General features: G+C 50.0%; 10 protein-coding genes. 8 read left to right on the forward strand and 2 right to left on the reverse strand.

Annotated features, from left to right (window positions below):
• Both KKE17_14205 and KKE17_14210 read left to right on the forward strand, forming a co-directional pair.
• Nucleotides 1-695: succinate dehydrogenase/fumarate reductase iron-sulfur subunit (locus KKE17_14205; protein MBU1711153.1), on the forward strand; the 695-nt coding region annotated here is incomplete at its 5' end.
• Nucleotides 696-878: 183 nt separating this feature from the next.
• On the forward strand, nucleotides 879-2,615 hold the full coding sequence (locus KKE17_14210; protein ID MBU1711154.1) for an NAD-dependent malic enzyme: 1,737 nt from the start codon (nucleotides 879-881) through the stop codon (nucleotides 2,613-2,615).
• A gap of 29 nt (nucleotides 2,616-2,644) precedes the next feature.
• On the opposite strand, the gene KKE17_14215 is transcribed toward KKE17_14210, so the two are convergent.
• Nucleotides 2,645-3,895, reverse strand: a complete 1,251-nt coding sequence (locus tag KKE17_14215) for a cation:proton antiporter (GenBank protein MBU1711155.1) — start codon at nucleotides 3,893-3,895, stop codon at nucleotides 2,645-2,647.
• Between the two features lie 136 nt (nucleotides 3,896-4,031).
• Here KKE17_14215 and KKE17_14220 point away from each other — a divergent pair, with 136 nt between their 5' ends.
• From KKE17_14220 to KKE17_14245, 6 genes are all read left to right on the forward strand, one after another.
• On the forward strand, nucleotides 4,032-5,075 hold the full coding sequence (locus KKE17_14220; protein MBU1711156.1) for a KamA family radical SAM protein: 1,044 nt from the start codon (nucleotides 4,032-4,034) through the stop codon (nucleotides 5,073-5,075).
• Nucleotides 5,076-5,250: 175 nt separating this feature from the next.
• Nucleotides 5,251-6,285, forward strand: a complete 1,035-nt coding sequence (locus tag KKE17_14225; GenBank protein ID MBU1711157.1) for a universal stress protein — start codon at nucleotides 5,251-5,253, stop codon at nucleotides 6,283-6,285.
• A gap of 41 nt (nucleotides 6,286-6,326) precedes the next feature.
• Nucleotides 6,327-7,802: a transglutaminase-like domain-containing protein gene (locus tag KKE17_14230; GenBank protein ID MBU1711158.1), complete on the forward strand. Its 1,476-nt coding sequence runs from the start codon at nucleotides 6,327-6,329 to the stop codon at nucleotides 7,800-7,802.
• A gap of 10 nt (nucleotides 7,803-7,812) precedes the next feature.
• Nucleotides 7,813-8,571: an ABC transporter ATP-binding protein gene (locus tag KKE17_14235; GenBank protein MBU1711159.1), complete on the forward strand. Its 759-nt coding sequence runs from the start codon at nucleotides 7,813-7,815 to the stop codon at nucleotides 8,569-8,571.
• 117 nt (nucleotides 8,572-8,688) lie between these two features.
• Nucleotides 8,689-10,353, forward strand: a complete 1,665-nt coding sequence (locus KKE17_14240) for a hypothetical protein (GenBank protein ID MBU1711160.1) — start codon at nucleotides 8,689-8,691, stop codon at nucleotides 10,351-10,353.
• 74 nt (nucleotides 10,354-10,427) lie between these two features.
• Complete coding sequence (locus tag KKE17_14245) at nucleotides 10,428-10,886, forward strand: TerB family tellurite resistance protein (protein ID MBU1711161.1); 459 nt, start codon at nucleotides 10,428-10,430, stop codon at nucleotides 10,884-10,886.
• 150 nt (nucleotides 10,887-11,036) lie between these two features.
• Here the strand turns inward: KKE17_14245 and KKE17_14250 are convergent.
• Nucleotides 11,037-11,849: hypothetical protein (locus tag KKE17_14250; GenBank protein MBU1711162.1), on the reverse strand; the 813-nt coding region annotated here is incomplete at its 5' end.

The following is an 11,849-nucleotide window of genomic DNA, read 5'->3' on the forward strand; positions in this document are numbered from 1 at the left end:
CATTTCAGACCCTTGAGACCGGCCCCATATCAACCGACATGTCTTTCCTTGAAATGCTAGACGTGGTCAACGAGCAACTCATCCACAAAGGTGAAGAACCGGTGGCCTTTGACCATGACTGCCGGGAAGGGATCTGCGGCACGTGCGGCGCGGTGGTCAACGGCGAGCCCCATGGCCCGGAAAAGAAAACAACCCTCTGCCAGCTCCATATGCGCAACTTCAAGGACCACGACACCCTGGTCATCGAACCCTTCAGGTCCCGGGCTTTCAAACTGATCAAGGATCTGATTGTTGACCGCAGCGCCTTTGACCAGATAATTGCCGAAGGTGGCTATGTTTCGGTGAATACCGGCGGCGCTCCAGATGCAAATGCCCTGCCGGTTGCAGCCGACAAAGCCGAACAGGCCCTGGACGCGGCGGAATGCATCGGCTGCGGCGCCTGTGTGGCAGCCTGCCCCAATGCCTCGGCCATGCTCTTTGTGGGCGCAAAAATCTCCCATCTCGCCCTGCTCCCCCAGGGGGAACCGGAAAGAAAACGTCGCGCCCTGGCAATGGTCAGAAAAATGGACGAACTGGGATTCGGCAATTGCGGCAATATCAGGCATTGCGAAGAGGCCTGCCCCAAAGGCGTATCAATCAGAAATATCGCCCGGATGAACCGAGAATACATCAAAGCATCGCTTTTTTCTGAATAACTTAAGGAAAGATGGACTCCTAAAAAGTCCATCGTACCGCTTTAAGATGGCTAAGCAAAAAGCTTGATATACAAAGAATAGTGGTGTCGCGGAAGCGGAGGCATATAGATGATATGTCGAGCATTTTGCGAACCCGCTATGATGCAGTAGAGCGACTTTTTACGACGCCATCAAGGAATAAATATGCCTCAGGACACATACAGCTTCATCTACGATGATTACGGGAACACGAAAAAAATCCAGGTATTCACCCGCGGGCTTGGCGTTCAGAATAACAATTATACCAACAAGGGCACCTCCTTTACCAGAAAGGAACGCGCCGGTCTGAAGCTGGAAGGCCTTATCCCGCCCGCCATAAGACCTATGGAAAGCCAGATCAGAAATAATCTCGCGGTATTCAATGAAAAGCAGAGCGATATTGAAAAATTCATCTATATCCGCTCGCTGTTCGACCGCAACGCCACCCTGGCCCATGCCCTCATCGCCAGCGACATCGAAAGCTTCATGCGGATTATCTATACCCCCACCGTGGGCCTGGCCTGTCAGCAATACTCATCCATGTTCAGAAAGGCCAACGGCCTGCATTTTTATCCCGATAATATCGACCAGGCCGAGGACATCCTCCAGCAATACGGCCACCGTGATATCCGGGTGGCAGTGGTCACCGACAATCAGGGAATTTTAGGCATCGGCGACCAGGGGGCCGGCGGCATTGCCATCTGTCTGGGCAAGCTCATGCTCTATACCCAAGGGGCAGGGATCGCGCCCTGGCATTGTCTGCCCATTTCTCTCGATGTCGGGACCGACAACAAGGTGCTTCTCGCCGATGAAAACTACCTGGGCTGGCGGCATGAAAGGCTTCAAGGGGATGAATATGTGAAATTCATCCAGCGGTTTGCCAAGGCCTTCCGCACCGTCTATCCCAATGCGCTGTGTCAATGGGAGGATTTCTCCAAACAGAAGGCCTTTGCCATACGAGACACCTATCTCCACGACCTCATTTCCTTTAATGACGATATCCAGGGAACCGGGGCAATCACCCTTGCCGGGATTCTCGCGGCCATGAAAATCAAAAAACAGAAACTTAGGGATCAGGTCTTTCTTGTCCACGGCGCCGGTGCGGGAGGGGTCGGCATCGCCGAACAGATCGAATCGGCGCTCCTGGAAGAGGGTTTGAACACCACCCAGGCTCGTGAAAAAATCTTCACCATTGACAGCCGGGGATTGGTGACCACCGGCCGCAGGCTTGATCCATACAAGGAGAAATTCGCCAAAGACCCGGCTGTTCTTGCCTGGTTCAAGGATGAAAAGGATGCAACACTGGCAAGCGTTGTAAGACAAGCGGGAATTACCGTGCTCATCGGCACCTCCGGCCAGGCAAGCTGCTTTAACGAAGAAATAATCAGAGAAGTTTCAAGGCATACCGAACGCCCGGTGATCCTGCCCCTGAGTAATCCCACCTCTATGGCTGAAGCCGTTCCGGAAGATGTCTATCGCTGGACTGACGGCCGCGCCCTGGTGGGAACCGGCAGCCCCTTCCCGGCCGTTGAATTCGGCGGCAGAAAAATCCGCATCGGTCAATGCAATAACGTCTTTGTATTCCCGGGAGTGGGCCTGGGCGTGCTGGCATCAGGGGCAAGGGAGGTGCTGCCGTCCTTTTTCACCGCAGCGGCAAAAGCGGTTGCCGAACAGGTATCTGCCGCCGATCTCAAAAAAGGCATACTTCTGCCGCCGGTGAACGACCTGAGAAAGGTGAGCCGGGAAGTTGCCCATGCAGTAGGACTAACCGCGATTAAAGAGGGATTGAGCGGACTCTGCGTCTACAGTAGATTCCAGCATGACAATGATCCGCAACGCCTTGAAACCCTCATCGATAAAATGCGCTGGAAACCAAAATACCTGCCCCTTGAGCCGGTGTAAAACACCACAAAATCCCATCATTCTCTTGATTATTCTTTTTTACTCTTATCAATCAAGGCGCAGAAACTCTCCTTTTCATCCCCGGAGCAGCTTTTCATCACCGAGGCCTTCATAAGCAACGGCGTGATCAGCGTGGTCACAAATGCCATGAATACCAAGGCTGAAAACTGGGTCCCGGTAAGTAGCGGTTCGACGATCAGGCCCTTTGCCATCAATTCATTACTGAGACTGATAACAATTGCCGCAATAACCAGCTCTACGGCACCCCGGCCATTCATCCCATAACCGATCAACAAAGATTCACGACTGGTTCTACCAAAAAGTCGGACCCCGGCAAAACACCCCGCAACTTTGCCAAAAACCGCAACTAGTGTGATAGCCGAGGCAAAAAGGATAAAATTCACCGACCAGTCGATGTGCAGATGAAAAGCAAGGGAAACGAAAAATATCGGAGTAAGAAAGCCATAGCTCAACCCGTAAAATCTCGTGTTAATAATTTCATACACTTTTTCATTGGGAATGCCGCGTCGCACGAACTGTCCGGCCAGAAATGCACCGATGACAAAATGCAGGCCCGCTTTTTCAGCAAACAACCCGAAGAACAAGGCGACAAGGATGGCAAAGGTAAATGCCTTGCCGCCGATGTCTTTCAGGCGTTTCCCGAGAAACGGCACCAGGAATTCACCGGAAAGTATGGTCACCCCGAAAAAAAGCACCACTTTGAAAATAAGTTTTATAAACTCGTGTATTTCAAGAGTGCCGCTCTTGACCATGCCGATGAGGATGGACAAGGTCACCAGGGAAAGAATATCATCGACAATGGCGGCGCCAAGGATGACATGCCCGACATCCGAACGATGGATCTGCATATTTTCAAGGATTACCGCCTGGACGGCGATGGCGGTAACCGACAATCCCACCCCGATAAAAAGCGCCTGATACACCGTGCCTCCGAAAGCCTTGGTGACGAAAAAACCCAGGACAAAAGGCAGAACAAAACCGCCGATTGCTGTGGCGATTGACGGCCAGATATTTGCCAGGAGTTTTTTAGGGTCCATTTCCATGCCCGCATGGAACATGGCAAGAAATATTCCCAGCTCGGCAAGAAACTCCAATTGGTCGGTCATCTGAACGATGCCAAGTATTGGCGGACCGATAATCAACCCGGCAACGATCTCGCCCAGCATCACGGGAAGACCCATGCGGGAAAAAATAAACCCCATGAACCAGGCCGAGGTAAGAATCACCAAAAGAGTTATTATTAAATCCTGGGTAAGCATAATTGATTGGTTTCCTTGTTCTCTTCGCTTAAATTTTATGATACATAAACTTCCGGGGAGATGTTCTTCTTGCGCAAACACGGGAAAAAGACAAGACAGGAATAGTAAATCCAACCATTAACCGCAAAGATTATCAATGAAAAGCTGGGAAAAAACTCTCCGGAACGCCATCACCCGACCTGCCCAATTACCGTGGGAGATAATGGACCCACACCGCCTTGATGAGGTCGTATCAACCTATCCCATGCGGATTAACTCCTATTATCTCAGTCTGATCAAAAAGGTTGGCGATCCGATCTGGAAGCAGGCGGTTCCAGACATTCAGGAACTCGAAGACAATGTCTGCATCCCCGATCCTCTTGATGAAGAAAACTTAAGCCCGGTCCCCAACCTGATCCACAAATATCCGGACCGGGTGTTATTCCTGGTCACCTCGCAATGCGCCATGTATTGCCGGTTCTGCACCCGAAAAAGAAAAGTAGGCACCGACCGGATGCAGATTACCCGGGAGACGATCAGCGCTGGCCTCGAATATATCCGCAAAACGCCGGCAATCAGGGATGTGCTGGTGTCAGGCGGCGATCCGCTGCTGCTGGAAGACGATCAACTGGAAGGGATTCTCAAATCATTGCGGAGTATTCCCCATGTTGAAATCATCCGCCTCGGCACCCGGGTCCCCTGCACCCTGCCCATGCGGGTCACCATCAGACTCGCTCATATGCTCAAACGTTACCACCCGATTTATATCAACACCCACTTCAATCATCCGGACGAAATCACCCCGGAAGCAAGCCTTGCCTGCGCACGCCTCGCAAACGCAGGAATTCCCATGGGCTGCCAGACAGTTTTACTCAAAGGCGTTAATGATAATCCTGAATTAATCAAAAAATTAATGCATAAACTTTTGCTTATCCGGGTAAAACCGTATTATATTTTCCAAGGAGACATGACAAAGGGTACGAATCATTTCAGGACAACTGTCGAATCCGGCATCACAATTTTGAAATCACTTATCGGCCACACCTCCGGACTGGCAGTTCCAACTTATGCGATTGATGCGCCGGGAGGCGGCGGCAAAATACCCATATTGCCTGAATATATCAGCAGGTTCGGCAAGGAAATTGTCTTTGAAAATTATCTTGGCACAACCTGCAGTTACCTGAATGGAGACCCTTATTAATTGAAATTTCTGAGTAGACTTAACTGACTGAACACAAGTGAATTAATCAGCGACTTTGATCAAGTTAGGCAATTTGAATTTAGAATTCAGTAGTCAGAAAACAGGAGAAATGCTGTAAAATCAGTCATTTTTGAATTCTTAATACTGGCTCCTGAATTCTTCCGACAGTGAATCAATGGCATTAATTTTCAAAATAACTACAGAATTTCAATCAATTAGAACAAACCAGAAAGTTGAGTTATTAACTGAAGACTTCATAAAACGGAACACAGACACCATGGAAAGAAAAATCCTCGTCGCCACTGACACTTCGGTGTATTCGACAAACGAAATTAATTACCTGGCCAGATTATTTACCGATCTGGAAGACATTCACCTGGATCTCTTCTGTGTGGTTCACACCTCGGCCATGGCCGCCGGCAGCGGCTGGGTTGACGAGCTTGACCTGATGGCGGCCATCAGCCCAGAAACCCGCAAGCGCCTCAATCAGGCAAACCATTACATGAAAGAAGCAGTCAGCCAGTTGGGACGTCGCGGCGTCGCCCCTGAACGGATATCAACAGATGTAAAACTTACCGGCGGCAGTATACATGGCGAGATAATCCATAAGGCACGCAAAGGTCTTTATGACGCGCTGGTCATCGGCAGACGCGGCATCGGCAAGCTTGAAGAATTTATCATGGGTAGTGTCTCCACCTCTTTGCTGGAAAAATGCCATGATGTTCCCCGGTGGATTATCGACGGCCATGTTGATTCAAGAAAATTTCTCGTGCCGGTGGACGGTTCACCTTATGCCTTGAAGGCGGTAGACCATCTGGCTTTTATTTTAAAAGGCAACCCCTATGCGGAAGTGACGCTCTTTAATTCAGAGGCGATGTTTGCAAACCAGGGAGCCACGACCACCAAACAATGTCATACCATCTGGGGCAAAGACTGGTGTGATCTTCACATGAACCGTGAAGACAGTCTGTTTCATGCCCCGGAACAAATACTTATTGAACAAGGCTTCCCGTTGGAAAGAATCTACAGACTCACAACCAACAAGGGCCTTTACCCGAGCAGGCAGATTGTTCGCCAGGCGTTGATCGACGATTTCGGCACCATTGTCATGGGACGCCGCGGCGAAGATTCAATCAAAGGCATGTTTAAAGGCGTATCAAGCCAGGTAATCGCCATGGCCGTCGACGTTGCCATCTGGGTTGTCGGATGATTTCCCGGCAATAGTTCCCGGCGGCCCAACTTATTTCTCCTATGAATTTCTCAATTCTCATACGAATAGCCTTTCTTTCTTGCTGGCTGATTGTTTTCGGTCTGCTCCTGGAACGTGATTATTTTGTCAAAACCATTGAAGTGCGCGAAACCGAAATACTCAAACGCGGCAGGGAGGAAAGTTTCATGGGGATCTATTTCCAGGGTGAACGAATCGGCTACGTCAAAAACCGGCTTTATAAAACCGATAACCAGACCGTCGCCCTTGAACAAAACGCCTACATGCGACTCAACATTTTAAATGAAAGTCATCCGATAAGCATGGATGTCAAAGCCGAACTCACCGATTCCTTTCTGTTGAAACATTTTGACTTCAAACTCTCTTCCCCCTTTTATCAGATGCAGGCCCAAGGGGAAGTAATCGGCAACGACGTGCATTTCACCCTGCTCACCGGCAAAGAAGAAATAAAAGATATCATCAGGCTTAAAAAACCGCCCTTCATCTCCACCAATCAGCGGGCCTATCTTTTGAAAGAGGGACTCAAAGAAGGCGAAAAAATCAAAATCCCCTATTTCGATCCCATCTCCCTGTCCGGCAAAGATACGATCATGGAGTATCGGGGCTATGAAAAAAAACTGATCAAGGGCAGGGTTTACAAACTGCACCATTTTATCGAGACTTTCTCCGGGGTGCGGATCAACAGCTGGATCGATGACAACGGCAAGGTCATCCAGGAGGAATCGCCGGCCGGTTTTGTCTTTATTTCCGAACCGGAATTCAAGGCCACTGATATCGCCCTAAAAGGCAAGGAAATCTTAAGCGCGGTTTCAGCGCCAATAATCGGCAGGATGCCGGATATCACCAAACTCAACGCAATTCAATACAGGCTTTCTTATCCTGAAGGAGCGGAGGTGGAGCTCGACACCGACCGCCAGCAGCTCGCAGGCGACATGCTTACCGTGACCATTGAATCCCTGCCTGCGATAAATTCCCTGCCCTGCTCTGGCTATGACAACGAACTTGCGTCCACCCCCTATATCCAGTCCCTGAACCAGGCGATCACCGACCAGGTGAGCGATCTGGTTGACGAGAACGATCCGCCTCTTGCAACAGCCCGGATTATTTCAGAATGGGTCTATAATAATCTGGAAAAACGACCGGTTCTGGGGATTCCCGACGCCCTTACAACGCTGAGCATCAAAAAGGGCGATTGCAACGAGCATGCGGCGCTGTTTGCGGCAATGGCCAGGAATGCAAAGATCCCGACCAGGATCGTTGCCGGAGTCGTCTATTATGATGATGCCTTTTATTACCACGCCTGGAACGAAGTCTGCTTAGATGACCGCTGGATAAGTCTTGATACCACCAAGAACCAGTTTCCTGCGGATATCTCACACATCAAATTCATCTCCGGCGAAACGAAGGAAATGATCAAGATCGGCGCCCTGCTGGGCAAACTTACCATTGAAGTCATGGGCACGGAGGACTCTCTTGAGCAAGGAAAACACCCCAACTGATACGAAGCGGATTGTGGTCGACGGTCTGACCAAGACATTCGGTACCTATAAGGCAGTGAACAACATCAGCCTTGAAGTAAAGAGTGGCGAGATCTTCGGTTTTCTCGGCCCAAACGGCGCAGGAAAAACCACGACGATTAAAATGCTCGCAGGCCTGCTCAAACCTGATAGCGGCAGAATCCAAATCCACGGCCAGAACCTTGCAAAGCACCCTGAAAATTGCAAACAGGCCACCGGCTACATCCCGGACAGGCCCTATCTTTATGAAAAACTCACCGGTATTGAATTTCTGCAATTCACCGCAAGCCTTTACCAGGTGCCGGAAGAAAATTTCATCAAAAACACCCGGCGATATCTCAAGCTCTTTGATCTTGTTGACTGGCAGGACCATCTCATTGAGAGCTATTCCCACGGCATGCGCCAGAAACTGATCATCGCCTCGGCATTGATGATTGAGCCGCCGGTGATTGTCGTTGACGAGCCCATGGTAGGGCTTGACCCCAAGAGTGCCAAAATCGTCAAGGAACTATTCAAGAATCATGCACGCCAGGGCGGCTCGATCTTTCTCTCCACCCATTCCCTGGAAATCGCCGAAGAACTCTGCGACCACATCGCCATCATCACCCACGGTGAAATCAGAACCACCGGCACCCTGGCCCAGCTGCGTACCGAGGCAAAACTCGAAGACTCAGGCCTTGAAGAAATCTTCCTGGAACTCACCGGCGCCTACGAACTCCATGAAGTTATTGCCGCATTAAGGAATAATTGATGAAACGTAAAAAGTCGGAAGCTGAATTATCGCCACCAGTAATTTCAATAAGTTATAAGATGAATACGCGTCCGCATCGTGCTTTTTACGATGCCGACAATACTTAAGAAAACAACAATGAAAACCTCCTTCACCCTTCTCAAACCCTTTCTATGGTCGTCAAAAAATCGGTTTTTCCCGCCGGGACAGGTGCCGTATAAAACCATCGGTGCAGCTGTTTTCAGCGCCGGCCTGTTCTATTTCATCTATCTGGTGTCATTAAAGGTCATCACCTATTTTCACAGCCAGAGCGAGCTGGGCATCATCCTGAGCCTGAAGATCTTTCAGATGGCCTGGATAACATTTTTTGCGATGCTGATCTTTTCCTGCATGGTGTCAGCGGTTTCAACCATATTTCTGTCGCAGGATAATGAAATCATTTTTTCAGCACCGGTGCCGCCGTCAGAAATTTTCTTCATGCGCTATGTGACCACAACAATTTTCACTTCCTGGATGATGATCGTCTTCTCGCTGCCTTTTTTTGCGGCCTACGGCAAGGTCTTTGATGCCGACTTCATCTACTGGCTGCTGATGCTGGTCAGCGTCGTCTCCACCGCCACCACCGCCTCGGCATTCGGCATGCTGATCATCATTCTCCTGGTGAATATCTTCCCGGCCAGGCGCACCAAGGATATCATCCTTTACCTGTCGCTTTGTTTCGGGATTTTCATTTACATCATGTTCCGCCTGATGAAACCCGAAAACCTGGTGAATCCCGACCAGTACGCCCAGTTCGTCGATTATCTTTCAAGCATCGCAACCCCTGCCGGCCCCTATGTCCCGGCTGCCTGGGCCGCCAACCTGCTCTCTCTCTATCTCATGGACCGGCAGGTGGACTGGCTGCTTTTCGCCCTGCTACTCACCACCCCGGTTTCCCTGTACATTATTGCCGAATGGGCAATGCACCACTGGTTTTTCCCGGGATTTTCAAAGTCCCAGGAATCATTCGGCGGCCACCGGAGCTTTGCAAAAAACCTCTCCTACCGCCCGTCCCTGTGGCTGCAATTCTACCGAAAGGAATCAAAGGCATTTTTGCGGGATACCGCCGAATGGTCTCAGCTTTTCATGATCGCCGCCCTGGTGGTTGTATATCTCTACAATTTCAAATCACTGCCTGTTGAACGCTCTTTTTTTGAAGAGGAATACGTCACAAACCTCATATCCTTTCTTAATATCGGCCTTACCGGTTTCATCATCACCTCGCTTTCGGCGCGTTTTGTCTACCCTTCAGTGGGACTTGAAGGTGGGGCTTTTTACATGATCCGCAGTGCGCCCATATCCTTAACCCGCTATCTGCTCTATAAATTTCTTTTTTATGTTATCCCGTTCACCATCCTGTCCCTGCTGCTGGTCATTGCCTCGGACCATCTGCTGAATATTGAAGGACCCATGTGGTGGTTCTCGGTTATCACCAGTACGATAATTACCTGGACAGTGGTGGCCATGGCTCTGGGTTTCGGGGCAATGCATGCGGATTTCAAAGCGGAAAACAAGGCTGCGGTGCTTGGCAGTATGGGCGCGATATTGTACCTTTTTACGGCGATGACCTTTCAATTGCTTGTTATCTTTTTCGGAGCGATGCCTGCCTACCGGATCGTCAAAAAATGGCTCAGGGGCATCAGTCTGCAGCCTTATGACTTTTTTATTCTCATACTCTGGATATTGACTTCAATCACCCTGGCCTTCGGTCTTTCCTATTATTTTTTCAGGAAGGGAATCAAAACCCTGGAAAACTCTGGATGATACCTCCTCCCCCTTGCATTTTTCGGGATATGAGATAAGGTCATTTTTTCACAAATAAACTTAACGGAGAAACCATGTTCGACCTGATCAAAAACATCATCAAGAAGCCCGACCCCAAAGAACCCGTAAAAAATAACAGTGCAGAAAGAACACAAATAGCCGCCTCCGTCCTGCTCCTTGAAGCAGCCCAAGTTGATAACGAATGCACCCAGGAAGAAATGGACCACGTCATCGAGACCCTGAAAACACAATTCGGCCTTACCGATGATTACACCCAGGAACTCATCGAACTTGCCCACCAGGAAAGAAATGACGCAATCGACCTCTGGCAATACACCAATCAGATCAATAAGCAATACTCAAAAGAAGAAAAACTCGCAGTCATGGAAGCGGTATGGCGGATCATCCATGCCGACGGTCATCTTGAAATGCACGAGGACCATTTTGCCCATAAACTCGCCAACCTGCTGAGGCTTACGCATAACGATTTAATCGAATGTAAGATCAGGGCAAAAGAACAAATTGCCAATTAGAGAAGTCGAGCAGCCCTGGCTTTTCACCTAACTGGATTGTTGGATATACAAAGAAACTGTGTAGCTATACTCAGGTATGCTAAACAGTTGATGACAGATAAGGGAGCGTAGCGAGTCTCCGGGGAATTCCGGCCAGATCGTTACCAGAAGTTAGACGCCATCCTTGGTAGAATGACACTTGAAACAGCCGGTTCCGGCAGTTGATCCGGTGGTGCCGGTTTCCATGCCGGTATAATCCCAGCGCAACATATCAGGGTAGGCGCTTCCATGGGCCCGGTGACACGAAACACAGATAACCTTATCAGTACCGGGTCGGACAACGTCCATGGCAACTGTGGCGATGTCCGCCTTTTCCTGCCTGCCCACAGGAACCAGAGGGTCATATTCCACATAGCTGGTGTATTCCGAGGAGTTGGGGATCACCGCATCAGCCGGATGACGGAACCAGACCTCCGTGGCCGTGTTACCGCCGTTATCCACACCGAAAAAAGATTCATTGGTGTTATCGCCATCCGCGTGAAAATTATAATGGCATCCGGAGCAGTATTTCCCCATTGATTGCGGATCCTCATTATCGTTCCCGGTCCCGCCGTAATAAACATTGTGGGTATCCTTGTCCGGGGTTTGTTCCCAGTTGGGGTCTTCAATGCCGTGCACCGGACCGCCGCCGACAAGATCATGAGCCGTGGGAGCATTGAGAAACCTGTACCAGCCGTTTATTGCCACGGGCACCGTGCCTTCCGCCTGCTGTGGTGCATGATGGAGAACACTCTGATGGCATCCCCGACAACCGTTGGTCCTGCCCCCGTCGGTTTCCGCATCCGTCAAGGTCAGGGAAGTATGGCAACCTGTGCAGCCTGCAATGCCGCCGGGCGCTGAATTCAGTGTCCCGTCTGCAGCGCTGATCCCTCTGACATTATGGCCGTATTCATCGCCTGTATTCGCAACCCAGTAGAAATTGCC

Source organism: Pseudomonadota bacterium (genome assembly GCA_018823135.1).
Classification (GTDB): Bacteria; Desulfobacterota; Desulfobulbia; order Desulfobulbales; family CALZHT01; genus JAHJJF01.

Coding starts and splice junctions, on each gene's coding strand:
- KKE17_14230 (MBU1711158.1), top strand. CDS start 6,327: ATGAATTTCTCAATTCTCATACGAATAGCCTTTCTTTCTTGCTGGCTG.
- KKE17_14220 (MBU1711156.1), top strand. CDS start 4,032: ATGAAAAGCTGGGAAAAAACTCTCCGGAACGCCATCACCCGACCTGCC.
- KKE17_14225 (MBU1711157.1), top strand. CDS start 5,251: ATGGCATTAATTTTCAAAATAACTACAGAATTTCAATCAATTAGAACA.
- KKE17_14245 (MBU1711161.1), top strand. CDS start 10,428: ATGTTCGACCTGATCAAAAACATCATCAAGAAGCCCGACCCCAAAGAA.
- KKE17_14240 (MBU1711160.1), top strand. CDS start 8,689: ATGAAAACCTCCTTCACCCTTCTCAAACCCTTTCTATGGTCGTCAAAA.
- KKE17_14215 (MBU1711155.1), bottom strand. CDS start 3,895: ATGCTTACCCAGGATTTAATAATAACTCTTTTGGTGATTCTTACCTCG.
- KKE17_14210 (MBU1711154.1), top strand. CDS start 879: ATGCCTCAGGACACATACAGCTTCATCTACGATGATTACGGGAACACG.